Raw genomic sequence first — 25,859 nt, forward strand, 5'->3', positions numbered from 1 at the left:
AATAGTCTTCTCTGTTCAATCATCCTGTAACCTTTTCTGCCTGCTCTTTCATTATCTATGTATCTGATGAAATATAAAAAAAGCTCTTTCCAACTTTTCAGTATCTAAAAATCATAGTTCCTTATCAGTCACATACCATTGAATGACTTGTTTGAAAATGACTCCTAAATATATCTTGAGCATAGGAAAGATGTATAACATGATGTTCTTCTTTTTTCTCAATGTTAGCTGATTTCACCATTACGAGGACATGTGTTGCCCCGTATCCCACATTATCTTTCCTTTCTGCACAAGGGGATGTATTCACCAAACTCAGGGAACACATCCCAGTTATTCTCTAGACTGTCGCTAGTATCACGTTCTTCGACTGAACCAGTCTTAAAATCTGTCTTCTCCATTACTATATGACCATCTTCACGGAAGCCTAAAATCAAACTGCTGATTTCAATCTCAGTTGCATCATCATATTCCCAATACATTGCTGTTCTTAAGAAGATCTTACCGTGGCTTATAACTTCAAAATCATAATTCAGATACTTACGATTCAGGTCATCATAAAAACCAACCGAAACCCATTCGTTTGTTACATTTACAATATACTTAGGTTTTTCATCTTCGATTAACACCGCAGTATATGGTTCATGATTTTGATGATGCAAATATGCGGTACGTTCATCAAGAATATTCCACGGCTGTTTTTTGATGTCCGACCATTCATCACAATAATAAACTTTCATCAATTAAACACCTTTTCATTAATAATCCTGTTTTCAGGGAATCACTTTTTAATCTGGTCGGATAAAAAGAACCAGTTTGTATATCAACCATTTTTTCCGATACTAGCAACTTTGTTTTAATATTTGTTGTTAATTTCTTTAACAAAAATAGATTCCAAAATGAAGCTTAACTCAATGATTTTACTGCACCTTACATCCTCTAGTGGATTGTCCCAATCTTCATTTTTTATAAGTTCAATGCCATAACTTCCGGTTGGATCCCCATCTGGGTACCATCCTACATCAAGCAACAAGTTTTTTGTCTTATGAGAAATCTGCAGGAGATCTTGATTAAAGTCAAATAACCAAGCATCATCACTTGCCTCTAATGTTTTAGGGTCAGTATCTTTTATTGTAATATAGTCAACTGTCCAACCAGCTGGTATCCTAAGTCTTAAGAAATTGGGAATCTGTTGGCTTAGTGGCTGCAAATCCTCTAACCCCCCACTTCCCACACTCCAGATTTGACGTTCTAGCTCTTCTAATAATTGTTCCATTTCAACAAAAGATTTTTCTTCATAAATCTTATCTATTTTTAAGCCAACTACTTTAATTTGGTATTGATCATTTTCATATATTACCTTAATAATAGCATTACGGTTTTCATTTTGTAGTATTAGTAGTTCATTCTCTTCTTCTGTTCTTTTTTCTGAGTTTAAATTGTTCAGTATCACAGACCAGCCATCACAGAATTTTAACGGCTGTAATTGAAAAGTTGGATCTCTGCCCATCCTGCTTCTCCTTTTACTCCACATTGTTAATCTATCTGTAAGCTTCATCATTCTAAAAAAACTTGCCGAATACGGCAAGTTTAAACTGTGAAAAGGTTGCACACTAGGGAATTCATTCCACTCATACACTGTATCATAGTAATCATATAAATAACTGAGCTCAATAAAACCTTTTTCTTTAATCTAAATAATCGTTTATGCTGAGTTCCTTACAGGATGTTTAATACCCCGGCCCTTTAACAGGCATCAGCCTATAAAGGTAATAATTCTCTTCCTTATTCATATAAATTTTCTATTTCAATATCCCAAAAGCTTCCTTCTTTTATACAATTTGAGTCTACTCTTTTGAATTCTTCTTTCAACCACTCTATTACATATTCTGGAATGTCATTGTCAATAAAGGCATCCTCACCATTTATTTGTATAGCCTTGTCAATCATTTCTGAGAAAAGTAATATACATTCAGCAAATTGATTTATTGAAGTGTTAATAAATACTTCCTTATATTCATTACCATTATCTAAATAAACAATTCTCTCGTTACTTTCAATGATACATACTGGATCTCCAGAACCAGTGGATCCCAACAACCAATATTTTCGAAATGCTTCAGACATATCAAAAATACTCGTTATTGGTTTAAATGATGCTTGAGAGGAAGTAAAATCTAAATAAGGAGGAGGTGTTTCAGGTAAGCCTCCTATAGATAAAAATTGTTTAAAATCCTCTGAAAAAGGAACCTCCATTAGATCATCATATGAAAACTTTAATAACGGACCATTTTTATTAACATCCCAGTTTCTATTAAATTCTTCTGGTAATAACATCTTGTCACCTTCCTGATTCTTTTCTGAAAGTTTCTAGCCTATTTGCAATTTGATCATCTACCCCGGTAATTCCCCATTCTTTTTCGATATTATGAATACCGCCATATCCAGGGTGCAAGCTTTTAGGTAAAGCTACTGCTTGACCTCCTTCTCCAATATGATGATGTCTCATAGGGTCTTTTAAGTAATCTGCATACTGTGGAAAATGTTTTATAAATTGCTCATCAACTACTGGAACTCTTCCTCTTTTAATCTTAGCAGTATTTTCAGCACTCCAAAACTCAGGATTATTTTTAAGTAACGTGTTGAAGAATTTTTTCGCATTTCTTTCCCAGCCAGCTGCATTTGTCCCAGATTTGCCTTTCCCCTTAAAATTCATCTCTACAACAAGCCTAGGATCAACTAAATATTTATCATCGTATTTTGAAAGATCTCTGCCTTTATATCCTCTAATCCGATCATATTCACCATTATTACTCCATTTACTCGCCATCTTCACAATCCCAAGATCCTTCACAGCTGTCTTTTCCACATCGACACGGACTGTCGGGAATCCGAATGTAAAGCCATTCGTTGTTACTGGGCGTTCTGCATACACACGGACGTTTGTCGGGACTTTGAATTGTTTTACTTTTTCTAATGTTTTGTTTGCCTTTTGGACTTTTGAATGGGTTGCAAGCGGTATGCCTTTGTCTATATGTTTCGCCAATGCACCAGCTCCAACCAAGCTCAATGCCGCTTCCAGCGCGCCCGTCTTCCGCTTCTCCTCGGACACTTTGTTTCCAAACATATCTCTGCCTGTCACGGCTTCAGAGAATCCGTTTGACGCAACAAGGCCGTATGCGCCCATTTCTGACATTTTGAGAATGTCTAAGGATTTGCCGGTTTTGTAGGCATCCAAAGCGTGTTCAGCCGCGATAGCCGCTTTTCCGGTTTTGTAGATGGCTTTTCCGCCTTTGAAGGCGCGGCCTGCCCAGCCGACGACCGGTATGAATCCGGCTGCAGCCATTGCTCCTGCTGTCACACGTTCTGCGGCAGAGAGTTTTTCTCCGGTAACCGGGTCAACGCCTTCCGTCGCTCTTTTATAATCATAATAGCCGGAGACTTCACCGGTAAAGGTGCAAATCCCGTCCCATGTTTTTTCGTACCACGGTTTGTTCGCTTCTTCTTCCGCTTTTTCCTGAAGCCGTCTTGCTTCGGCTTGCTGGGCTTTTGCGTCAATATAGGTTGTTCCTTGCTTTTCTACTTCAATCACGCTTTTGTAGACATCATTGCTGTGAAAGGCTTTTTTGTCATAGTACATAGGGGATGCGCTTTTCCCGTTGCTGGTGGCCTGCATAAGAACAGAATATTTGCTGAGCACTGCGTTGTCCAGAGATTCTAAATTTTGATATTCAGTGGTCAGGGATTCATCAAGGTTATCGACTGCCGTGATCGTGTCACGCCTGATTTTTTGGGCATCGCCCATCTTATCCGCGTAATTATCAAGCGAGTACATATCGAGATCAATAACATCGCTGATGCCTGACAAAATAGAATCGATTTCTGCTTTATGAGCGGAGACAATTTCCGAGGCTTTTAAATCTCCGTTGGGCAGCTCATGATCCAAAAAAGAAGTTTCCACATATGAATCATTCAGTTCTTGATCTTTAATATCTCCTGAAATGCCGTTCAAAAACGCAATTTGAGCAGAGACAAGCGTCAGCCAGCTGTCGACGATTTCCGCCTGTCCCTGAAAGAAGTCCTTAATATTGTCCGCGCCTTTTCCTTTAAAACTGTCACCTAAATCAGCAACTTCCTGAAACGCCTTTTTTAGCGTGTTCAGCTGCTCTTCCAGCGTCTCATATTGCTTTTTTCTATTTTTCGCTTCATCGATTAAAGAATGTGATTCAAATACTTTACTCATCGCACTGCCCTTTCTCTTCTATTTTACTGCGATCGCCTCATCCTGCTCTTTCAGTGAATCAACATTATCCTTCGTATCCTCGATATTTTTCTGTACCGCTTTTTTATAATCTCCGAGCATGGTTTTGATGTTCTCCTCACGCTCATGATATTTCTTCGTATAATCGAGGCTGTTTTTTCCGTTGGATCCTGCGGCGCCGATTGATACGTCAGCAAGCGCATCTTTGACAGACTCTAATGTTTTGATGACTGTGTCGTACTTCAGCTTAATTTCTGACATAAAAAAAGATCACCACCATTTTAGTTTACTAATTTGTCTTCCTGCTTCTTCTACGAAATCTTCTCCTTTAGCAAGAAGGTCGCCTGCGGCATTCGCTGCACTTTTTGTCAAATTCAGCTCAAATTTCTCTGTCTCAAGCCAGAATATTTTGCTTTGAATCGAAGCCATATACTCGTTATATTTATCATTCACAATCTTAGAAGCTTCCGATTTCGCCTCTTCTCTTCCCTTGTCGAAATCATCAGCTTTTGTTCCCGTCCAATGCTTGCCTAATTCCGGTTTCACAATTTCTTTGATTTCAGTGATTGCCTCTTCTTGCAGTGTGTCTATGTCCTTTTTTGCTTTTTTCAGCTTTTCGATCTTGTCTTCCACGTCGGAAATTTTTCCGTTGAGCGAACTTTTGATATCCGCTAGCATACTTTCATAACCCATCTGAATCACCTCTTAATACTCAAAAAGTCGTATGGAGGGGCTGATGAAGATAGACTTTTCCATACTTTATTTCCATATATTATATTTTAAAATAGCCGGAAGGCGGCTTAAATAGGGTAAACGGCTTAATTTAGGCTTATAATGCTCTGAATAAGGAGGTCTAAAGTCTCTTTTTTGTTCGTTATAAGGTCAATGCGAGCGTTTTATATGGTTAGAAATTCTAAAGTCTTAGTCAAAAAGACACTTGAAAGAGGCAGATTTGATGATCTGCTCATTTTCTTATATGGTAAAATCTTGTAAAGATTAAGAGGTGAAACGGAGGGATGACAATGAGTTTTTTCAGTCCGATGATGTTATTTTTCGTGGTTTTTCCTTTTCTGTCCTTCTTTGTATTTGGAATGGCAGGCACTTTATTGTTTAGAAAACACGGCCTTTGGTCAATGCCTCTTACAGTGCTCTGCTTATTGGTCATATTTATGTTCTGCATTGACTCAGCCGCGCCTGATTTTATTGTTTGGCTTATTTCATTTCCGCTTCTGACCCTATTGGCGGCAGGGGTGACCCTTTGGATCAAAAGCTTGTATGAGCTGCAGTCCCAATTGTACAGAACGTTTGAAAAGTCTTTTCCCCTTAAATCATCAGGTGTGATGAAAAAATTTGCGATGCCGACGTCTCCCTACAACAAATCAATATCATCGTCTGAATCAGTTTGTAAAAGCATGATGGGATGTTCTTTATACGCGTATTCCAACCGAATGAAAAATCTGTAGGCGGCACCCTCTAGTTTCACAATAGGTAAACCTTAGCGAATATATCCATCGTATACAGAAGATGGATACAAAAAAAGACCGGCATCCCGCCAGTCTTTCCTTTACATCTATGACATTACACCTGCCGGAACAACCGCTTTCCGGCCTACAGAGTAGTATTCCACTCCAGCAGCAGCAGCCTCTTCTAATGAATAGCAATTTCGGCCGTCGAAAATCAGCGGCTGCTCCATCAAATGTTGATAATCTGCTAATGGAAATTGTTTAATCTCATCCCAGTCCGTTAAAATCATGACGGCATCTGATCCCTTAACGGCTTCCGCCATCGTTTTTTTGTATTCAACAGCCTGCGGCAATATATGCTTCGCATGGCTGACGGCAATGGGATCGAAGGCTTTGATATGGGCGTCTAGTGCGGCGAGGCGGTTAGCAATGACAATCGACGGCGCGTCTCTCATATCGTCCGTGTTCGGTTTAAATGACAGCCCTAAAAGGGTGATCGTTTTTCCCGTCACTCCGCCAAGCCTGTTCAGCGCTTTATCAACCAGCATCGCCTGCTGATTGTTGTTGACCTTGATGACCGATTTCAGCAGCTCAAAATCATGCTCGACATTGCCCGCAATTTGCACAAGGGCGTTTGTGTCCTTTGGGAAACAAGAACCGCCGTAGCCAATGCCCGCTTTTAAAAACTGGCTCCCGATCCGCTTATCCTGTCCCATGCCGTATGCGACAGATTCAATATCAGCGCCGACCTTTTCACATATATTCGAAATTTCATTTATAAAACTGATTTTAGTAGCCAGAAAGGCATTTGAGGCATATTTGATCATCTCGGCGCTTCTGATATCCGTTTGGTAAATCGGGATATCAAGCGGATGAAAGAGCTCTTCAAGCGTTCTGGCGGTGTCCTGATCGGCTGTTCCGATCACAATTCTGTCTCCATGAAACGTGTCATGGATGGCTGACCCTTCACGTAAGAATTCCGGATTGGATGCGATCGATATGCTGACAGGCTCCGCAAGATGTTTGGTAATCAGCTCGTAAATCCAATCATTTGTTCCGACAGGCACTGTGCTTTTTGTTACGACGATCGTATCTCGCGTCACGTGCCGGGCAATACGCTTGGCCACATCTGTAATATGCTCCAGGTTCGCATGCCCGTCGTTCTTTTGCGGTGTGCCGACCGCTATAAAAATAATCTCTGCCTGGTCTAAGCCTTTCTCGTAGCTCGTTTCAAAGCTCAGCCGCCCATCAGCTATATTTTTTCTCATCAGCTCTTCAAGACCCGGTTCAAATATGGGGGAAATCCCTTTTCTCATTTCTTCAATCTTTTGAGCGTTAATATCAATGCAAGTTACATGATGGCCAATCTCAGAAAGAGAAACACCTGTCACAAGACCGACATAGCCTGTTCCGATGACTGTTATATTCATGGTTTCCCTCCAACAGTTAAATTGCTGCTTTACAGCTTCCGTATTATCGTATGAGAACATCCTGACATGAATGCGGATGATCTCCCGGAATCAACCTGTACAGATTTCTGAAATATGATTCAATCATACAATATACTATTATATCGTTCTCACAAAGAAAGTGGGGAAATGAGAATTGCAGATCAAAAGAGCCCGAATCGTTTTTTTCTTTTGACCGGCTGCGGTGCCTGCCTGTAAATCGCTTGATTTTGCAGAAGAAGCTCAGCGTTCTCTGTGAGCATATAAGAATATTCCGTACCAAATTCTTTCTCAAGAACATGGAGTGCCTCCTGATAGCGAAAATCTCTTGTTTTCAGATTATGTGCATCTGAAGCTAAGAAATGTATCAGATTGGCTTCAGCCAGCCGCAGCGAAAATGCTTTCATCTGTTTCCCGAAAACTCCTGCGAGGCTTCCGGTTGTCAACTGAGATGCCGCTCCTTTTTCTATAAGATGATACAGCAAGGACGGATTTTCGCGGATCTCGCTATTGCGTTCGGGATGCGCGATAACCGGAATGTATCCTTTCAGCTGCAAATCATAAAAAAGCTGCTCGGCATATCGCGGTACATGATCAAACGGAAACTCAATCAAGATATATTTCGTGTCATTCAGTGACAGCAGCCGGCCCTCAGCCACTTCCCGTTTCAAGTCCCCGTAGATTCTGATTTCCTGTCCCGGCAGTACGGTGAGCGGGATCTCCTCTTTCATTAAACGTTTGTTTAACAGGTCTGCCGCTTCTCTGACAGCGGTTTGCTCGTTTTCATATGAACCATTCTTATGATGCGGGGTTGCAATGATGGTTCTGATTCCTTCACGAACAGCCCCCCTGGCCATTTCGATGCTGTCTGCCAGGCTCCTCGCCCCGTCATCCATTGACGGGAGGATGTGGCAGTGAATATCAATCATTTCTAAGCCTCCTTTTTTCGCAAAAATAAATAACGGGCAGCATGCACGTTATTTATTTTTGTATGAAATTGTCTTCCCTTCCGTAGTAGCCGTAATCAGAGTGCTTCGAGCGCTTCTTGCCGTTCATAATGGCTCCGAGGAGCTTGCTGTTGCACGAATCGAGCGCCTCTTTTGCTTTTGCGGCTTTTTCTTTTTCCGTCTTCCCGCTTGAAACAACCAAAACGGAACCGTCTGCAACGTTCCCTAAAATTTGCGCGTCTGCTACAGGGAGAATAGGCGGCGTATCGAAAATCACCATATCATAGGCCGCACACGCTTCCTCCGAAAGCTCTTCCATCCACTTGGAGGAAAGCAGCTCGGCCGGATTCGGCGGGATCGGGCCACTCGTCAGCACATCAAGATTTTGTTCCTTAGACGTTTGCACAGCCTGCTTCAGTGAGTATTTTTTCAGTAAAACGGATGTTAAGCCTGTCATATTTTCTAGTTGAAAGGTGGTATGTACTGTAGGTTTTCGCAAATCTGCATCGATGAGCAAAACCTTTTTTCCCTGCTGTGCAAATACGACAGCAAGGTTAGCAGCTGTGGTAGACTTTCCTTCTCCAGGGCATGCCGAGGTGATCATTACTGATTTCATTTGGCGATCCACTGAAGAAAATTCTATATTTGTTCGAATCGTTCGATATTGTTCTGAATTCAAGGATTTCGGCTCTGTCAGCGCAATGACATTTTTGCGACTCCATGAGCCCTTGCTTTTTCTAAGCGCCAAAATGTCCACTCCCCGCTTTATCAGATTGAATGCCTTTTAAGCTCTTTTCTGTTTTCTGTTCATTGGCAATGGTGGAAACCGTTCCTAATACCGGTATGTCCAGCAATGTTTCGAGCTGCTCTTCCGATTTGATCGTATTATCCAAATGCTCAAGCAGGAAGGCCAGTCCGATGCTTCCTGCCAATCCTGCCGCAAACGCGATGGCGATGTTCAGCAGCGGTTTTGGCGATACAGGCGACGGATGGTCAGAAACCTCAGCTTTTGACAGAATGCTTACGTTGTCAACATTCATAATCGAAGTGATTTTGTCTTTAAAGACAGATGCGACAGTGTTGGCAATGTGAGCCGCCGTTTCCGCGCTCCCGTCTCTGACAGAAATATTGACCACTTGGGAATCCTGCTCACTGGAAACAGTAATTTTTTCATTCAGTTCTTGTGAAGTCATCGACAAGCCCATCTCTTTAATCACTTCGTCTAAAATAGCAGGGCTCTTAATGATGACGTTATACGTATTGATTAATTGAAGATTGGTTTGGACATCGTTAAATTGGACTTCTTTTTGGTCGTTTTTCGATTGATTGACCAAGATCTGAGTTGACTTTTCATAGATGGGTGTAAGTGCGAAGAAACTGATGAATCCGCCGGCAGCAGTCGCAGCTGCGGTTACAATCATAATCAAAAGTATGCGTTTTCTTAACGTTGATAATATGTCTTTTAAACTAATAGATTCTCCCATGATACCTCCAAATCAGCTTAAACATCCTTTTCCATACGATTATACAACGTTAAAACAGCATTTCTCCATCTTTTCACGTGACAATATTCGACAAAAATTTACAAAATCAGTTTTCAGCCTCTATTATGTAAGCGTTCTATTTATTGTCTTGCCAGAGCTGAATCTTTTTCTCCTTCCGGTCATAAATCAGAAAAAAACCCCGCCAAAAACCAGCGGGATTTTTATGTTGCATATCCATTTTTAATATGAGAAATCAAATTTTCAAGCATTTCCTTAGTGGTCATCTCGGATGACTGCTCACCAATATCATGTGCATGCATCAAAATTTTCAGAAATTCTTCTTGATTCAATTTCTTTTCACTCATCATTTTATTCCTTTCAGCTTCCATTAAGTTGAAAACACGATTATTATATGATGCCGGCTCTCGTTTTGCAATCTCTAATACATCATTCGACACATCCCATTTTTTATGTCCTATTTTAGGAAAAACTTTTTCATGCCGTTGTGTTGCGATATAATAGAGAAATTGGATCTTTTTATTACGTGACTCGGTTAGGAGCGATAATCATGCTTCAGAATATGATTTCTAAAGACGATGTGCTGGCATCGGCTGAACAATTAAAAGAGCTTCTTCCTTACAGCGAGGAAAATGTTCAGCTGATCAAAAAAGCCCTTATTTTATATCGGCAGGATTCAGTCTATCGTTTACAAGCAGTGAGTCCGACGGAAGTTACGGCTTACGTGCAGGATGTTGTGCCTGTGCGGGTCACATTGAACTTATTTGTCATAGCCAAAAGCGGCTGTTCATGTCCGTCTGGGAGAATCTGCCGCCATAAGCTGGCTGTTTTTTTATATGTATATGCAATGTTTGAACGAGTGGGAACTTTTACAGAGCACTGGCTGGAGAGGGAAAAGCTTGAAGAAAGCAAAGAGCTCGTCCGGCGACAATTCCAAGAGAAGGTGCTGCCTAATGAAGAGTCGCTTTCAAGCTGGCTTGCTTTTTTCGATTCAGAGTTTTCTCTTTGGCAGGCTCGCACGCCTGAAGGCAGCCAAAATATGCAGGGCCTCTATTACGGCTATCTGTCTGCTCTGAAAAAGCATGCCCCGATCAAGCCGGAGCTGAAAAGTCTATATCAGATTCATTCAGCGATCGCGGTGTGGCTTCGCATGTTTACATTGATTGAAGAAGGAAAACTGGACCCCGAGCGCGATTTTTATTCCCTCAATCCTTATGTTGAACAGCTGATGGATACGATCTACAGCTCAATTGATAAATTAAAGACGTACGCACTGTCGTTTGCACTCGATCCTTTTCTGGAGAAAACGCCGGATGTCATTCGGAATCTCTTATTGAAGGAGGATATTTTTCAATATGAACGCATCCGCATTTTCGGTGAAATTTGGAGCGCGCTGTTGCCGCGGCCGAAATGGGTGGCGCGTGAGCAAGAGATCCTGCAAAAAGAAGCCGGGCGGCGGTTTTCTCCTGAGTTGCAATTCGGGCGTCTGCATATGGAATTTTTGCAGAAACATGATGATGCGATTTTTGCAGAAACCGACCAATTCCCTCCGGAAGCGCTGCCGTATACGTTCCAATGGCTGAGTGAAATCACCGCGAAAAAGGATTGGAAACGGCTCAAGGCATGGTACCTCCGTATTGAATTGATTGCGATTGGTTATACGAAGCTGGATAAGCCGTTCAAAGAAATTCGCGACGTAATTGGCGAGCTCTTCCTTCTGCTGAACGCGTATGTGAAGCAAACCAATGACCAAGCACTGTTTGAACGCTATGCAGCAGGCTGTCTGCCGTATACTTTCACAGAATACAGCCATCATTTGTATGAGAAAAAGCGTTATGCCGAGTGGATCGAAATCCACAGTCTTGTTGGCTTTTCCATCTATGAAATAGATAAAACGATGCTCAAAGAAATTGCGGCGAGCGATCCCGAGGCCCTTATACCCGCTTACCACAGAGAAGTGGCCTTTTTCATCGACCAGAAAAACCGCAGCTCTTACAAGGAAGCGGCCCGGTATTTGAAAAAACTGCGGACGCTCTACAAAAAAGCGAAAAAACTGAAGGTATGGGAACGCTATATTCAGCAGCTGAGCTCACATTACAAGCGCCTGCGCGCCCTTCAAGAAGAACTGCAGAAAGGAAAGTTGATTGATGGCGAGTCTTAAAGAAATACTTATTCACGTCGAACAAATGGAAGACGGGTCATTCACGCTCTCAGCCTTTGATGAGAATGAGCAGCCCCTTCCCTACAGCCACATGAAAAAGCATTTGTTTCAATGGCACGAATCCTCATTTTACGGAACATTCCTTGAGGATGTCAGCTTCATCGGGACAACCGCGGTTTTGCTTTCTCCATGGATGACTGTAGAGCTTCTCGGCAAGAACTCGTTCAACTCATTCAGCTCCGTGCAGCTCACAGAAGAAACGGAACCGCTGATTGAGGCAGCGTCCACCATTTACGAATTTATCGCGGACGGCGATTTCCTGCCTGACTACGAAGCATGGACAAACGGTGTTTTCCGCTGGAAGGATCGGGACAGCATACTGGATGGCTTTACTGCGGAATGGTTTTCAGCCGCGGTGCAGGATTATATTCAATATGACGACGAACTGCGTGAGAAATGGGAAAATATCAAAGAGAAATCACCTGCGGTCACAACATTTCGCGGACATTTTCTGGATGAAGAGGATTTTCTCGAAGGCATCGGCTGGGTTGACGATCAAACCCCGTTTACGGTCGGCCTCCGCTTGAACGAACCAGACTTTGATGGCGATGATTGGAAAATCGAAATGTTTTTACGCGATAAAAAGAGCGGCGCGGTTGTATTTTTTGATGGGCTGAAGAGCCTCAAAAAATCGTGGCAGGCCTACAGCGATAAAATCGCACGTGAGCAGGACCGCTTTCATCGAACGGTTCCGTGGCTGTCATTTGATTCCGGCACCACGCTGATTTCAGAGGAAGAAGCCTGGATTTTCCTGTCTGAGGCAAGTGAGACGCTTGTTGATATGGGCGTTGAAATTCTTCTGCCATCCTGGTGGCAGATTGTCAGAGACAGCAGCATGATGCTTAAAGCAAAGGTGTCTTCCGCCCCGCGCGGCGAGTCATTTGTCGGCATGAATGCGCTGCTTGATTTTAACTGGCGGTTTGCGACAAACGGCATTGAGCTGACAGAGGATGAATTTAACGAGCTTGTCGCGAGCAACAGGCGCCTTGTCAATATTCGCGGGCAATGGGTGAAAATAGATCCTCAGTTTATCAAACAGATGAAACGGCTGATGGAGAAAGCGGAATCTGAAGGGCTCCATATGTCTGATATTCTGGCACGCGAGCTGATGGATCAGCGGGAAAGCGGGCTTGAGGATTCAGACCTCATGGATACATCCGCTTTTGCCGGTATTCAATTCGACCTGTCAAAACAGCTCAGATCACTGATTCGAAAGCTGACAACTGCGGAAAATTTGCCGGAGCATGAAGTCAGCCCCTCCTTTCAAGGCACGCTCCGTCCGTATCAGAAATACGGTATGAATTGGCTGCTGTTTCTGCGGCAAAGCGGTTTTGGCGCCTGTCTGGCCGATGACATGGGACTTGGGAAAACCATTCAGATGATCGCGTATTTTCTTCATGTGAAGGAAAGCGGACGGCAAAACACGCCGAATCTGATCATCGCGCCGACATCCGTCCTCGGCAACTGGCAGCGGGAGCTTCAAACCTTTGCGCCCAATCTGTCGGTCGCTCTCCATTACGGCCCTCGCCGTCCGAAGGGAGAAGACTTCACCGGCTATTATGATAACGCGGATGTTGTATTAACCTCCTACGGACTGTCGCATGCCGATTCTGAAGAGCTTTCTACCGTGACATGGAGCACAATTTGCCTTGACGAAGCACAAAATATTAAAAACGCGCACACGAAGCAATCACGCGCAATCAGAAAGCTGAAGGGCATTCACCATATTGCGCTGAGCGGAACACCGATGGAAAACCGTTTGACTGAGCTATGGTCGATTTTCGACTTCATGAATAAAGGCTATCTCGGCAGTCTGACTGGTTTCCATAAACGCTATGTATTGCCGATCGAAAAGGACCGGGACGAAAAGAGAATCGGACAGCTTCAGCAATTAATCCGGCCGTTTTTGCTGCGGCGGACAAAACGGGATGAGGACGTCGCATTAAACCTTCCCGACAAGCTGGAGCAAAAAGAGTTTATTCCGCTGTCAGCCGAACAGGCGTCTCTCTATGAGCAGCTGGTGAAAGACACTTTTGAACATATGACGTCACTGACAGGCATGCAGCGAAAAGCACTGATCCTCAGCATGCTCGGACGGCTTAAACAAATATGCGATCATCCCGCGCTTTATTTGAAGGAAGACCAAACCGAGCTGCTGGCCGGAAGATCAGTCAAGCTTGAAAAATTGCTTGAGCTGATGACTGCGATCCGCGCCCAAAACGAAAGCTGTCTCATTTTTACGCAATATATTCAAATGGGGAACATGATGAAGCGATTGCTTGAAAAAACCTTCGGCGAACCTGTACAGTTTTTGAACGGGAGTCTTTCTAAGCAAGACCGCGATACACTCGTTGAGAAATTTCAAAAGAAAGAATACCCGACACTGATTCTATCGCTGAAAGCGGGCGGAACCGGACTCAATCTGACAGCCGCCAATCACGTCATTCATTATGACAGATGGTGGAATCCGGCTGTTGAAAACCAAGCCACTGACCGGGCATACCGCATCGGGCAGGAGCGATTTGTCCATGTTCATAAAATGATTACAACAGGAACAATTGAAGAAAAAATTGATATGATGCTTGAAACAAAGCAAACACTGAATGACCAAATTATCCAAAGCGAAAACTGGATTACCGAGCTGTCCACAGATGAGCTCGAAGAATTATTCACATTAAGCGCCTCAGCGCAGGCACAATAACCACAAAAAAGCTGGCTCCTAAAAAGAGCCAGCTTTTTTCCGTTCATAGCCGTCACGCCGAATTTCACAGAATCCGTTACGCCGGTTATGTTCAGGATGCACTTTTTTTCGAAAAATAAACCTTACAGCAAATGCCGAATCATATGGGCAACGCCGTGTTCATCATTGGTCAGGGTTACAGCGCCGGCTATCGCTTTGATGTCCTCACGCGCATTGCCCATCGCTACACCTTTTCCGGCAGCTTCCAGCATGGATTTGTCATTTAAGCTGTCGCCCACGGCTGCTGTTTCATTCATTGGGATGTTAAGCCGCTTTGCCAGTCTTTCCAGCGCCTGCCCCTTGGATGCCTTTTTGGAGGATAACTCAAAGTTATGATCAGCAGAGCTGACAAGTGTCAGATCTTTATCATGCTGGTATCTCTGCCAGCCGGCCTTCAGCTTTTTCTTGAAGAAAGAAAAACCAAGAATGTTGTAAAAATCAATCTGTTTATCCTCCTCAAAGAGCTCTTGAAACGTGTCGATATAAGCGAAGCCCGATTGACTGTATTGCACCTCGGCTGCCTGCATCAGAACAGAAAGATCAGCCTCTGGATTCGCACTTTTGACCCGGTCAAGCTCAACATCAAGGAGCTGCCTGCCGTTTTGCTGCGTGTAAATGGCAGAGTCTGTAAAAACCTCGTAATAATAGTTTTCTGACTCGAGCCATGAGAGAATGTCATACGCCCGTTTTTTATCGATTGTTTCCGAATGAAAAAGCCTGCCGTCAGGGTCGTGAATGACGGCGCCGTTCGCACTGATGACCCACGTTTTGATCCCGAGCGGTTGAAAAATGGACACGACATCAAAATAAGCGCGTCCCGTTGATACAACAACCTCTATCCCGTCCTGCTGTGCCTGCCGCAGAGCATTTTCATTTTCTGAGCTTACTTGATGTTTGCTGTTCAGCAAGGTTCCGTCTAAGTCAATCGCAATCAATTTCACGTTGATCAGCCCTTTCTTTCATCTTGCTCTGTCACGAGAAGTTCGACGCCATTAAGATCAAGCAAGTCGCAAAACGCCTGATCAGGCAGCCGGTCTGTGATTAAGAGATCAATTTCACTCAGCTCAGCGTACTGATAAAAACCGGTGCTTCCCAGCTTTGAATAATCCGCAAGGGCGATCACCTGCTTCGCCTGCTGAATCATTTTTCGCTTCACCAGGCCATCTTCTTCATGTGCAATCGTAATGCCGTGTTCAGAAATGCCGACAACACCGATCAGCGCTTTATCGACGTGATAGCTTGAAAGCTTTTCAATCACAGAGGCGCCGTACAAAAAACGGTGCTCCTTTTCAAGCTTGCCCCCGAGAAGATAGATCTCAATACCACCTTTGTCTGAGAGCACTTCCGCTAGATTAATGGAGTTGGTGATAACCGTGCAGTCATCTGCATTTAAGTGTTTAGCGCACGCCTGAACGGTTGTAGACGCATCTAAAATAACCCGGTCGCCATTTTGGATCAGCGATGCTGCGAGTTTGCCAATCTTATTTTTTTCCTCGGACACTGTTTTCAGCCGGCCGGAATACCCTTGGATTTTCTGATGCACAGACGGCAGAATGGCGCCGCCTCTTGTGCGGATAATGGCATTCTGTTCCTCCAGCTTCACAAGATCCCGCCTTGCTGTATCTCTGGACACCTGAAGGAGCGTACAGATCTGCTCCGTTGTAATGCGGTTATGCTCTTTTAGATAATCCACAATCGCTACTAATCTTTCTTCTTGGTACACGCCCTCATTCCTTTTTATATGTCGTTATCTTTAAGTAATTATAAGTTTTTACATATTAACAATCAATATTTTTAAGTGAAATTAAGTAAAAATGCATCGTAAGAACCAATTTTTCCTAGAGTAAACAGAAAGAAAAAACCAGTCTGGTCGACTGGTCAATTCAGAGGGGGTGATGCGAAGATAAGTAATCGTGAATGGAATATAAAGCGGGAGGAGCGGGGGTATGTCAATCGGCAGCTTTTTCCCGAGGTTTAGGATCCATAAAACGAACAGTGTCAGCCATCACTTCAGTTACATACACTTTGACACCTTCCGCATTTTCATAGCTCCTTGTCTGAATCCTTCCGCTTAGGCCGACGAGAGAACCTTTTTGGCAATATAACGCCGTGTTTTCGGCCGTTTTTCTCCAAAGCGTGCAATTGACGTAATCCGCTTCAATATCCCCCGAAGCATTTTTGAAGCTGCGGTTAACCGCGATCGTAATGTGTGTGACTGCCGCGCCTGCGGAAGTGTATCGAAGCTCAGGGTCTTTTGTTAACCGTCCGACAAGCATGACCTGATTGAACATTGCGATTCCTCCTCTCCTTGCGGTTACACGTATTGTAGACGATGCATCGAGAAAAGAAAAACGCCTAAAATTGAATTTCAGCCTCTGTTTTTATCTTTCGTTTTCATTTTTCCCTCAGATAAAAACAGCTTTTGTTTTTTTCCTCTAAAGAAATATGTATTTTTTAAAAACCGGAAAAACAATTTAGATGTCAGCCAATGCTGCGTATTCATACAGACATAAGAAGAGCCGTCCCATGCAAACCACTGAAAGCTGAGCTTCTTTTCCGGCAGCGACAGCTGGATTTTGTACTGTTCCATCCCATCATAAGTTTCGTATAAAAAAATCATCCTCTCTTTCCTATAGAGATGAACCTCAAAAATATCTTTACGGCTTAACATATAAACTTCGCTCGTTGGAACCAAAGGCTGATCCGCCCGAGTGCCGTCAATATAAATTTCCTTTAAATGAAATCGATTCATACACACCTCTCCGTAATCCATAGTCAGTTACAGTATAATGAAAAAATAGAAATTATTAAATGTTGTACCGAACAAAATAAATTGCCCCCAGCATTACAGCGTTTTCACGGAAAAATGAATATGTGTTATAATTCATTTTAAGAATTCTTTGTAAGTAAATGGGGTGAGATAAAATGAAAACCTTTAAACTGGTTGATCTGAACGTGGAACGAGTGGACAAGGAAGAAAAATCAATTGAACAGTTTCCCCTTATTGACGGACTGATTATCAATAAAGAAGACGGCGAAAATCACTGGCTGATTGAAGCGCTTGTTCCGAAGGAGCACATGTCTTTTTTTGACCAGCTTCAAAAAAAGCAAGCTGAGGTCAAAGTATTTGTGACGATTACGAAAAAAAGCAACCGCCCCGCCCAGCTGACTGCAGCAGTAAAGAACATTGCTGAACTGGAAGAAAGCATTTCGGTTTTAATTTACGGACAAATGGTGACAAGAAAACAGCAAGGCACTGAAACCATTTTGGAATCTCTTGTGAAAGAGGGGTATACAGGAGCGAAGCTGATCGAGGCGTTTAAACAGAAAATATAAAAGAGAGTGGAAATCATCCCCTCTCTTATTTTACATGTGCTGAGGTGATAGGTATGAGTAAGCGTAAAATTCAAACGGTTTTATTATCACTTATCGGCGCGGCTGTCCTTCTAACATCGAGTTTGCAAACACCTAGAGAAGCTGATGCTGCCGAGAAGAGGCCCAATCTAAGGAAGATGAATGTCGATGAATTCTTCACTGATCACGACGGAACTTTTATTTTACGTGATCTAAAAAACGAAAAAACATTCATCTATGACAATCAACGCGCGAAACAAAGATTTGCGCCGCAATCCACTTTTAAAGTCCCAAACGCGCTCATTGGATTACAAACAGGCGCCGTTAAAGATGAATATGACATCAAATACTGGGACGGTGTGAAACGTGAGCTCGATATCTGGAATCAGGATCACACGCTCGGATCTGCCATGAGATACTCTGTTGTTTGGTATTATCAAGCGATGGCACGAGACATCGGAGAAGATCGAATGAAGGAATTGATTGATAAAATAGCTTATGGCAATCAAGATATCAGCGGAGGCATTGACCAATTTTGGCTAAGCAGCACGCTTAAGATTTCTCCTCTGGAACAGACTGACTTTATGGAAGCCTTATACAAAGAAAAACTGCCATTTGATAAAAGCGTAATGAAAACGGTGAAGCGGATGATGATTCAGAAGGATGAAGATCATTATACCCTTTATGGAAAAACCGGTTCAGGTTCAGGCATCGGCTGGTATGCAGGCTTTGTCAAAACTGAAAACGGAGTGTATAGTTTCGTGACGAACATTGATGGTACCGGCACAGAAGCGAAAAGCATGACAATGGACATATTAAACAAATATATTCTGTATTAGAATAAAGCCTGCCTTTTATCACAAGGCAGGCTTTTTCATTCTCCTATAATCAAATGAAAAATAAATGGTCTACACACATTCTCACATTCCGCTACTCGATCTGTCATTTGTATGACCGACAATCTCAATCAATTTCCCTTTCACTGCGAGACGTCCTTCGGTTTCCACAGCTTTGTCGCATGTGATTAATGTGATTTCCTTTTCTTTTGTATCCTGAATCACATCTGCATCTATTTCAGAAATATTTTTTATTGATGTCACAGAGTACATATAATCGTTTTTGAAATCTGTAATGACAATTTTGGCGCCTTTTTTTATGTTAGCCAGAGGTCCGAATAAAAGGCTCTTCCGCTTCAGGTGATGGCCTGCCAATGGATAGTTTCCCTCGCCCATTTTCTGATCCGGGCGCATTGTAGCCGCTCCGATCAGCAGGTTTTCATTGGTGGTTCCTTTTAATATGGGGAGCTCCAGATCCACACTTTCAATGGTGATCCGGCCGATTATGGCCTTCGGTTCCCGATCGAAGCCCGCATTTATAGCTTCCTTTATCGTGGGCGGCTGAATGGAATTGAAATCAAATTCTGCTTCTTTTTCATTATTTTCTTGCAGCTGCTTCACAGTCAATTCCGACTCATACTGGTTTTTGCTAAGGTAGGCGATGAGACTTCCTTTTATGAAAGGAGAAAAGATAAGCAGCAGGCCGGAAAGAATAAACACCGCTATGATTATCTTTTTATACATACTGTACATCCCTTTCTTTTGCGTCATGCTATGGGGTATGATCTGTTTTAAAAAAGCACCTGATCAAATCTTCAATGATCAGGTGCCATCACATTTAAGCCTTTCTTTGTCTCTTTCTAGAGACATGAGCCATAGCTCCGCCTGCTAAGAGCAGCAGAATGCCGATCATAACCGGCACCGTACTGTCTGTATCACCGGTTTTTGGAAGGGAATTGTCTGTTTTGGTATGGCCAGCTGGATCATCGGCTTTTGGATGTGAATTGTCTGTTTTTACATGACCATCTGTGCCATCGGTTTTTGGATGCTGTCCATCTCCCTTCACATGTTTATCCGGTGTATCATTGCTCGGCGTTGGCGTTTTTAATTTCTGATTAGAAGCAACAATCTCAACAGGTTTTGACTGTCCTTTTTCTATTGTGAATTCGATTGGTGTTTCATCCAGTTTATAGCCATAGGGCGCCTTTGTTTCGATAAGCTGGTAGCGTCCCGGCGCAAGGCCTTTGATAGTGAAATGTCCATTTTGATTTGTTTTCCACAATTTAGGCAGATCTTTGCCGTAGCCGTCAGTTTTTACAGGCTTTCCGCTCGCGTCCAATAACTTGAATTCAGCACCCTCCAAAACGGCTTTTTTATCGTCTTGATCCACTTTTGTCAGTTTCACGTCGCCTGGTGTCAGTATGTTCTCTGCGGTGATTTCGACTGGCTTTGTTTCAGTATTGGTGATCTTGAACGATATTGGCGTTTTATTCAAACTGTAATTCGCAGGTGCTTTTGTTTCGATAAACTGATATTCTCCCGCTTTGAGACCGTGTACGGTAATCTGTCCTTTGTCATCCGTGATGAGACCGGATTTCAAAACTTTGCCTTTGGCATCAGTCAGATTGAACTCCGCTCCCTGAAGAACTTTCTCTTTATCATGTTGATCTATTTTTGTAAGAACGACACGGTTCTCGATGTTGACAGCTGTTACTTCAACTTGTTCTGGTTGGCCGTCATGTTCAGCCTTAATGGTGAACGGCACCGGGCTTTCGGATAGGAGATATCCGTCTGGCGCCTGTTTTTCAACAAATTGATAGCTTCCCGGAGCCAAACCGTCAACCTCAATGTTGCCGCCTTCTTTTGAGACAAGGTCATCTCTTACTGTGTTTCCATTGTTGTCAACGATTTTGAAAATGGCACCGGCTACTCCTTTTTCATCTTGGTCTACTTTCGTTAACTGAACGGAGCCTTTATAGTTAATGGCTATCCCGGCATCAGCTGACTTTGGCTTTCCTTCTGCTGATTCGGAGATGGTGAACTCTTTTCTCTCAGTGTTCAGCACATATCCTTCAGGCGCTTTCGTTTCGACAAAGGCGTAGCGTCCAGGTACGAGACCTGAAGCTGTGATCTTTCCATCTTTATCCGAGGTCAGCTCTTCTTGAACCGTATTTCCTTTGTCATCGACAATCTTGAAGACGGCCCCTTCAAGTTTCTGCCCTTCAGCATCTTCCTTCACCAGCTGAACGGAGCCTTTATCGTTAACGGCTATCCCGGCATCAGTTAATTCCGGCTTTCCTTCTGCTGATTCAGAGATGGTAAACTCCTGTTTCTCAGTGTTTAATACATAACCCTCAGGCGCTTTCGTTTCGACAAAAGCGTAGCGTCCAGGTACAAGGCCTGAAGCTGTGACCTTTCCATCCTTATCTGAGGTCAACTCTTCTTGAACCGTATTTCCTTCGTCATCGACAATCTTGAAAACAGCCCCTTCAAGTTTCTGCCCTTTGGCATTTTCCTTCACCAGCTGCACAGAACCTTTATAGTTAACGGCTGCTCCGGCATCAGCTGACTCCGGCTTTCCTTCTGCTGATTCGGAGATGGTAAACTCTTGTTTCTCGGTGTTTAATACGTATCCCTTAGGCGCTTTTGTTTCGACAAAGGCGTAGCGTCCCGGCGCAAGGCCTGAAGCCTCTACTTTTCCGTCTTTATCCGACGTCAGCTCTTCTTGAACCGTATTTCCTTCGTCATCGATAATCTTGAAGACCGCTCCTTCGAGTTTCTGGCCTGCGGCATCTTCCTTCGTTAAATAGGCCCTTCCTTGATAATTGACCATTTCTCCTAATTCTACGTCAGACACCTGATTCTTATCATTCTTTGCGATTGAGAAATGAATCGCTTTTGTATTCACGATAAACCCGGCAGGAGCTTTCGTTTCTGTGAGGCGGTAATACCCCGCCGGCAAACCATTCATTTCGATTTTTCCGTTTTTGTCGCTTTTGATATCTGTTTCTATCAAAGTATAGGTGCCGTTGCCCGCTTTTTTCTCCAGCTTGAAAACAGCACCAGCTAAAGGATTTTTTTGTTCGTCTTTTTTGATAAGCGTCACCTTGTTCTGTTGATTTACGACTTTGTACAGCGCTCCTGTCTTGGATGAGTTGCTGTCTATCTTAACAGAGACTCCTTTTGCATAAGCATCGCTGATGGTATATCCGTCAGGCGCTTTTACTTCTTTTAATACGTAAGAGCCGTAGCGAATATTTCCGAATGTAAGCTTACCATCGGCACCTGTTGTGCCGTTGCGCAGGAGCTGCTTGGCGTCTTCAGACCATAACTGAAACTCTGCTCCTCCAAGAGCTTTATCGTCCTCTCCTGTCTTTAAAATCGTCAGGCTTCCTTTTTCTCCTGATCCGGAACCGTCGCCGCTTGAAATGGCAACAAAGATCGAGCTGCTGTTTTCCTGAGTCTGCTCTTTCACATTTGTTCCTGAAATGGACACCTTATTTTTAACGTGGCCCTTCGTGCCGGCTATATTAATCAGAGACCGGTATTTGATCACATAGGCACGGTCAATTTGCTTATAGCTGCCTATGAATTGCAGGACAAACGATTGTTCACCTGTTGTATTGTCGGTTTTGATGTCTACCGTGTAGTCTTTGTCTTTTTGAAGCTCGACATCGCCCGCGGTCAGATTTCCGCTGCTGTCTTTGACCACTCCGTTTTCATCATATTTTGCTTGATATACTTTAAAAGACGCTGCATCTAGTATTTGATTATCATCTGGCGTGTCAGTAACTTTCACGTCATCCAGCGTTGATTGGCTAGAGTTGACGTTAATATTCCAATCGATGTAGTTTCCATTTTGTTTGCCGCCTTTGAAAACCAGGCTTCCTCCGTTCACAACCGAAACAGAACCCGTCAACGTGCGGTCTGCATAACCGTCATTATGGTATGTTGCCTTGTTTGTGTACTGATTCTGGTCAATGACCTTTCCTTTGAGCGATGTCTTAAACTCAATCAGGTATGGCACAGAATCGCTCGTTTTAAGGTGTACTGTCAGAGTGCGTTCATTTTTTTCTGAAGGCTCTTCGACCTCATACTTGGAAGGATCAAGGACGTCTCCTTCTGTGATGGAGCCGTTTTTATTGATCGTATAGCTCTTTACCACAACGGAACCCGGCACAAATTGCTGAGGATCTATTATGGCATCTTTTATATAAGAATTTTTTGTCGGTTCGCCATTATAATTGATGCCGACTTTCCACGTGATTTCCTTTGAAACTGCGTTATATGAACCGTTTTTGAAACCATTATTTGAAGTCTGATGATTCGGTGTAAAACCGCTTGATACCTTATTTGTGCGGTCATTGCCGTATTGATCAGTCCATGTTGAATGTGCTGTATTCTTGACGCTTTCGTTAGAATAATCAGCATTGAATGTTGTTGTGTAAGTGATCTTAAACTGACTGTCTGTTTTTTTGTAATCCCCGATCAATGCCAAAGTAAAGCCTTTATTATCGGTTTTTTTTGTCAATGTGTAGTCTTTGTCTTTCTGCAACGTTTTGTTGTTCGTTGTGTCTTGAATCTTGAACGAGTCATCAATCAGAACCAATCCGCCGCTTTCGAATTGGTCATCCAACGTCCAATTGTTCATCTCATATTTGTTTTTATTAATTGTAATCGTCCAATCAACCGTCTTCTTCTCATAATCAACGTTTGAATACCCTTTAATGAGGTTCTGCTGAATGGCTATTCCAGAAGCTTCTTTAGAATCCCCTGTTCCGGTCACCACGCTATTGGTGTATGTTGTCGATTTATCAATGATCACTCCGCTGTTGACCTTTGTTTGATATGTGATTTTGTAAGCACTGGTAACGGTTTTATTAAATTTGATTTCAAATCCGCTTCCATTATCGATCAGCGTGTAATCCTCGCCTTCCTTTAAAGGCGTGCCCGCTTGCTCGCTGCCATTCTGTCCAAAGGTAATAGGAATAACCTTCAAGGAATCTTTCACGAGATGCAAATCGCCAGTTCCAAAAGAATCCTTAATGCTGGCCTTGGATTGGTCGATCTGTTTCTCACCATAGTTGTATGAAAGAGCCCAGCTGAATGTTTGAGATTCTCCATCATAGCCGGTCGATGATTTCGCGATCATTTTTCCATATTTGGCCGCAACAGTGGCTTCTGCAGAAATTGGTTCCAGATTGTCTCCGCTGAATGCCGCCTTGTTCGTCAGCGATATATTTCCGCCTTCACTCGGCTTTGCACTATTGTCAATGTCGGTTTCGTACACAAGGCGGTAGGCTGAATCAATTGTCCCATCAAATGTGACATTTCCTTTTGAATCAACGCTGTAGCCGGAAGAAACTTCATTTCCTTTGCTGACAGAACCATCAATGTTCACATTGAGTTCATACACTTTAACTGAACGGTAGGTTAAACCCTCTGGAAGGCTTTCCGTGAGTTTGGCATTCTTGACTTGATCCAACTTTTTATTGACATCGACCGTCCATGTTACTTTACCGGGGTTGATGCCTTTATCCAGTGCACCTGATTTATCAATGGTTTTACTCACATTTGGTTTAAAATAAACTGTTGTTTCAGGAGTATCAGAATTCACAGGGAATGGAATCTTCTGTGTTGTCGAACCCGTTATTTTTTTCTCATTGAACTGCGTATTGATAACCAATGTGCCTTTGACATTAGAACTTTCTTTTACCTCGCCGTTAAATGTCATCACCACATGTCCGTTCGTATCAATAGAAAATGTCCCGTATGTGGTGTCTCCGGCGCTTAACGGCAGGTTCACAATGTCATTATGCATAATAAATTCTTTAGGTAAATCAAATTCATATTTATCGCCGGCATTGATTGTTTTTCCAAAATCGTCAGGAATGGCCCAATCAATTGAAATTTTCACCGGAGAATTCGTATCGGCACGATTGCCCTTGTCATATGGCTTTCCGTTTTCGTCCGTCAATGTCACGCCGGTTAAAAGATTTTGCGTGATTTGTTTTTCTTCAGTTTGCAAACTTCTGAAAGCTGATTGACTTGAGGATGACACTTTATTTGAATCTTTATCCTTTGAGGAATCACCGCTCTTAGAGTCGGCTGACGGTTGCTGTTCTTCCTCTTTTTGATCCTTGCTGACTGGTGGTGCAGATTTGTCATCTGTCTCTTTCTGATCACCATCAGTATCAGAAGGGTCGTTTTTTGGCTCTTCCTCCTCGGCATCTGGTGATTCATCTTTCTTAACAGGAATAATCACCTGCTGGGTTTTGCCTCCCCCTAGTTGAAAAAGGGCTGCTACTGTATGTTCATCGTCTTTTGCATCTGCAGCAAACGCGGCTGACAGTGTAATGGTTCCCTTGGCATTCGGAGAATCCGCGAATCCAGTTGTTAATTTTACCGTCATGGTGCTGCTGCCCGCCGGCACTTGATAGCTGCCGATGACCTGATCAGCAGATTTGATTTCACCTTCTGCACCTTTATCAAATGTAAAGTTTTTAGGGATCTCCACATTGATATCCTGTTCACTATCTGTTTCTACATCTTTTTTCAATGACCATTCATATGTCAGTGTCACTTCATCCCCCGGCGTTAATGCCGGTTCGTTTCCTTTTGATCCGTCTACAATCTGGTTCTTGCCGTCCTTGACAGTCACCGAATCGAAGAATTGGCTGTCACTTGACGTTACATCCACAGCCTGTGCGGTAAGAGTATAGCTGGCGATCTGACTGAAGAAGAAAAAGATGGCAAGGCTTATGATCATAACGATCCGCCCGCTTTTTTTCAGCCCTAAGGGAAAACTCCTCGTTCTCAACTTTTCATTCCTCCCTTTCATATCTATTTTTCACTTGCCGATTGATACATGAGACCATAAAACCATGTTCCATCCCCCACAATTAAACTACTAATGCCGAATGAGTTTTAAAACTAAGATTTGCCATCCGAACCAAACTACATTGTATGAAATGGAACTATACAATTTCTGTACAACAAAAAATCATGTATGATTCAAGCGAAATGGATATAATTGGAGATTCGAAGTTTCAGACATATGGCGAGGGCCTTCCCTTTAGGTGTCATGTAC

Annotated in this window: 21 protein-coding genes and 1 pseudogene; 4 read left to right on the forward strand and 18 right to left on the reverse strand. The window is 43.0% G+C overall.

Features of this window, described 5'->3' with window-relative positions; all coding sequences use genetic code 11:
• Positions 1–272: 272 nt before the first annotated feature.
• The 12 genes and pseudogenes from LJF29_RS16935 to LJF29_RS16990 all read right to left on the reverse strand — a co-directional run bounded on the left by LJF29_RS16935 (position 273) and on the right by LJF29_RS16990 (position 9,965).
• A complete protein-coding gene (locus LJF29_RS16935; protein ID WP_010332149.1) occupies positions 273–737 on the reverse strand; it encodes a hypothetical protein in 465 nt (154 codons plus the stop codon).
• A 116-nt stretch (positions 738–853) separates the two neighbouring features.
• Entirely contained in the window at positions 854–1,507 is a 654-nt protein-coding gene (locus LJF29_RS16940; RefSeq protein ID WP_229149786.1) for a hypothetical protein, read from the reverse strand.
• A gap of 275 nt (positions 1,508–1,782) precedes the next feature.
• Entirely contained in the window at positions 1,783–2,334 is a 552-nt protein-coding gene (locus tag LJF29_RS16945; protein WP_229149787.1) for an SUKH-4 family immunity protein, read from the reverse strand.
• A gap of 4 nt (positions 2,335–2,338) precedes the next feature.
• Complete coding sequence (locus LJF29_RS16950; protein WP_229149788.1) at positions 2,339–4,240, reverse strand: T7SS effector LXG polymorphic toxin; 1,902 nt, start codon at positions 4,238–4,240, stop codon at positions 2,339–2,341.
• Between the two features lie 18 nt (positions 4,241–4,258).
• Entirely contained in the window at positions 4,259–4,519 is a 261-nt protein-coding gene (locus LJF29_RS16955) for a YwqI/YxiC family protein (protein WP_010332154.1), read from the reverse strand.
• Positions 4,520–4,528: 9 nt separating this feature from the next.
• Positions 4,529–4,951 (reverse strand): YwqH-like family protein, encoded by a 423-nt coding sequence (locus LJF29_RS16960; protein WP_010332155.1) that lies wholly within the window; start codon positions 4,949–4,951, stop codon positions 4,529–4,531.
• 586 nt (positions 4,952–5,537) lie between these two features.
• Positions 5,538–5,699, reverse strand: a pseudogene (locus LJF29_RS16965) (DUF1963 domain-containing protein); the annotation flags it as partial.
• A 129-nt stretch (positions 5,700–5,828) separates the two neighbouring features.
• Positions 5,829–7,151 carry a UDP-glucose dehydrogenase family protein gene (locus LJF29_RS16970; RefSeq protein ID WP_229149789.1) on the reverse strand — a complete coding sequence of 441 codons (1,323 nt, stop codon included), beginning with the start codon at positions 7,149–7,151 and terminating at the stop codon, positions 5,829–5,831.
• Positions 7,152–7,333: 182 nt separating this feature from the next.
• Positions 7,334–8,098 carry a tyrosine-protein phosphatase gene (locus LJF29_RS16975; protein WP_229149790.1) on the reverse strand — a complete coding sequence of 255 codons (765 nt, stop codon included), beginning with the start codon at positions 8,096–8,098 and terminating at the stop codon, positions 7,334–7,336.
• A gap of 52 nt (positions 8,099–8,150) precedes the next feature.
• The gene (locus LJF29_RS16980) at positions 8,151–8,864 is read right to left on the reverse strand and encodes a CpsD/CapB family tyrosine-protein kinase (protein WP_229149792.1); all 714 of its coding nucleotides are present in this window, start codon (positions 8,862–8,864) and stop codon (positions 8,151–8,153) included.
• A complete protein-coding gene (locus tag LJF29_RS16985; protein ID WP_010332160.1) occupies positions 8,854–9,600 on the reverse strand; it encodes a YveK family protein in 747 nt (248 codons plus the stop codon). Before LJF29_RS16985 ends, LJF29_RS16980 begins: the two co-directional genes overlap by 11 nt.
• A gap of 221 nt (positions 9,601–9,821) precedes the next feature.
• Positions 9,822–9,965, reverse strand: a complete 144-nt coding sequence (locus LJF29_RS16990) for a hypothetical protein (protein ID WP_010332161.1) — start codon at positions 9,963–9,965, stop codon at positions 9,822–9,824.
• A gap of 203 nt (positions 9,966–10,168) precedes the next feature.
• On the opposite strand from LJF29_RS16990, the gene LJF29_RS16995 reads away from it, so the two are divergent.
• The gene (locus tag LJF29_RS16995; RefSeq protein ID WP_229149794.1) at positions 10,169–11,779 is read left to right on the forward strand and encodes an SWIM zinc finger family protein; all 1,611 of its coding nucleotides are present in this window, start codon (positions 10,169–10,171) and stop codon (positions 11,777–11,779) included.
• Entirely contained in the window at positions 11,766–14,540 is a 2,775-nt protein-coding gene (locus tag LJF29_RS17000) for a DEAD/DEAH box helicase (RefSeq protein ID WP_229149795.1), read from the forward strand. The genes LJF29_RS16995 and LJF29_RS17000 overlap by 14 nt, the downstream gene beginning before the upstream one ends.
• Positions 14,541–14,662: 122 nt before the next feature.
• Here the strand turns inward: LJF29_RS17000 and LJF29_RS17005 are convergent, their stop codons facing one another.
• The 4 genes from LJF29_RS17005 to LJF29_RS17020 form a co-directional block, all read right to left on the reverse strand.
• Complete coding sequence (locus LJF29_RS17005) at positions 14,663–15,520, reverse strand: Cof-type HAD-IIB family hydrolase (protein WP_229149797.1); 858 nt, start codon at positions 15,518–15,520, stop codon at positions 14,663–14,665.
• A 5-nt stretch (positions 15,521–15,525) separates the two neighbouring features.
• The gene (locus tag LJF29_RS17010; protein WP_168748938.1) at positions 15,526–16,302 is read right to left on the reverse strand and encodes a DeoR/GlpR family DNA-binding transcription regulator; all 777 of its coding nucleotides are present in this window, start codon (positions 16,300–16,302) and stop codon (positions 15,526–15,528) included.
• Between the two features lie 226 nt (positions 16,303–16,528).
• The gene (gene ssbB, locus LJF29_RS17015) at positions 16,529–16,870 is read right to left on the reverse strand and encodes a single-stranded DNA-binding protein SsbB (protein ID WP_010332166.1); all 342 of its coding nucleotides are present in this window, start codon (positions 16,868–16,870) and stop codon (positions 16,529–16,531) included.
• A gap of 77 nt (positions 16,871–16,947) precedes the next feature.
• Positions 16,948–17,331: a hypothetical protein gene (locus LJF29_RS17020; RefSeq protein ID WP_229149799.1), complete on the reverse strand. Its 384-nt coding sequence runs from the start codon at positions 17,329–17,331 to the stop codon at positions 16,948–16,950.
• A 173-nt stretch (positions 17,332–17,504) separates the two neighbouring features.
• On the opposite strand from LJF29_RS17020, the gene LJF29_RS17025 reads away from it, so the two are divergent.
• Complete coding sequence (locus tag LJF29_RS17025) at positions 17,505–17,915, forward strand: YwpF-like family protein (protein WP_010332168.1); 411 nt, start codon at positions 17,505–17,507, stop codon at positions 17,913–17,915.
• Positions 17,916–17,968: 53 nt separating this feature from the next.
• Complete coding sequence (blaOXA, locus tag LJF29_RS17030; protein WP_229149800.1) at positions 17,969–18,772, forward strand: class D beta-lactamase; 804 nt, start codon at positions 17,969–17,971, stop codon at positions 18,770–18,772.
• A gap of 81 nt (positions 18,773–18,853) precedes the next feature.
• On the opposite strand, the gene LJF29_RS17035 is transcribed toward blaOXA, so the two are convergent.
• Together LJF29_RS17035 and LJF29_RS17040 are read right to left on the reverse strand one after the other, a co-directional pair.
• On the reverse strand, positions 18,854–19,513 hold the full coding sequence (locus LJF29_RS17035; protein ID WP_229149802.1) for a class A sortase: 660 nt from the start codon (positions 19,511–19,513) through the stop codon (positions 18,854–18,856).
• A 94-nt stretch (positions 19,514–19,607) separates the two neighbouring features.
• Positions 19,608–25,589, reverse strand: a complete 5,982-nt coding sequence (locus LJF29_RS17040; protein ID WP_229149803.1) for a SpaA isopeptide-forming pilin-related protein — start codon at positions 25,587–25,589, stop codon at positions 19,608–19,610.
• Between the last annotated feature and the right edge of the window lie 270 nt (positions 25,590–25,859).

The organism is Bacillus sp. LBG-1-113, from assembly GCF_020708615.1.
Lineage (GTDB): Bacteria > Bacillota > Bacilli > Bacillales > Bacillaceae > Bacillus > Bacillus mojavensis.

Excerpts from the sequence above, each read along its gene's own strand:
- LJF29_RS16985 (WP_010332160.1), bottom strand. The coding sequence starts at position 9,600 with ATGGGAGAATCTATTAGTTTAAAAGACATATTATCAACGTTAAGAAAA.
- blaOXA (WP_229149800.1), top strand. The coding sequence starts at position 17,969 with ATGAGTAAGCGTAAAATTCAAACGGTTTTATTATCACTTATCGGCGCG.
- LJF29_RS16945 (WP_229149787.1), bottom strand. The coding sequence starts at position 2,334 with ATGTTATTACCAGAAGAATTTAATAGAAACTGGGATGTTAATAAAAAT.
- LJF29_RS17000 (WP_229149795.1), top strand. The coding sequence starts at position 11,766 with ATGGCGAGTCTTAAAGAAATACTTATTCACGTCGAACAAATGGAAGAC.
- LJF29_RS16950 (WP_229149788.1), bottom strand. The coding sequence starts at position 4,240 with ATGAGTAAAGTATTTGAATCACATTCTTTAATCGATGAAGCGAAAAAT.
- LJF29_RS17035 (WP_229149802.1), bottom strand. The coding sequence starts at position 19,513 with ATGTATAAAAAGATAATCATAGCGGTGTTTATTCTTTCCGGCCTGCTG.
- LJF29_RS17020 (WP_229149799.1), bottom strand. The coding sequence starts at position 17,331 with ATGAATCGATTTCATTTAAAGGAAATTTATATTGACGGCACTCGGGCG.
- LJF29_RS16960 (WP_010332155.1), bottom strand. The coding sequence starts at position 4,951 with ATGGGTTATGAAAGTATGCTAGCGGATATCAAAAGTTCGCTCAACGGA.
- LJF29_RS17025 (WP_010332168.1), top strand. The coding sequence starts at position 17,505 with ATGAAAACCTTTAAACTGGTTGATCTGAACGTGGAACGAGTGGACAAG.
- ssbB (WP_010332166.1), bottom strand. The coding sequence starts at position 16,870 with ATGTTCAATCAGGTCATGCTTGTCGGACGGTTAACAAAAGACCCTGAG.
- LJF29_RS16990 (WP_010332161.1), bottom strand. The coding sequence starts at position 9,965 with ATGAGTGAAAAGAAATTGAATCAAGAAGAATTTCTGAAAATTTTGATG.
- LJF29_RS16970 (WP_229149789.1), bottom strand. The coding sequence starts at position 7,151 with ATGAATATAACAGTCATCGGAACAGGCTATGTCGGTCTTGTGACAGGT.
- LJF29_RS16935 (WP_010332149.1), bottom strand. The coding sequence starts at position 737 with ATGAAAGTTTATTATTGTGATGAATGGTCGGACATCAAAAAACAGCCG.
- LJF29_RS16955 (WP_010332154.1), bottom strand. The coding sequence starts at position 4,519 with ATGTCAGAAATTAAGCTGAAGTACGACACAGTCATCAAAACATTAGAG.
- LJF29_RS16940 (WP_229149786.1), bottom strand. The coding sequence starts at position 1,507 with ATGGGCAGAGATCCAACTTTTCAATTACAGCCGTTAAAATTCTGTGAT.
- LJF29_RS16995 (WP_229149794.1), top strand. The coding sequence starts at position 10,169 with ATGCTTCAGAATATGATTTCTAAAGACGATGTGCTGGCATCGGCTGAA.
- LJF29_RS16975 (WP_229149790.1), bottom strand. The coding sequence starts at position 8,098 with ATGATTGATATTCACTGCCACATCCTCCCGTCAATGGATGACGGGGCG.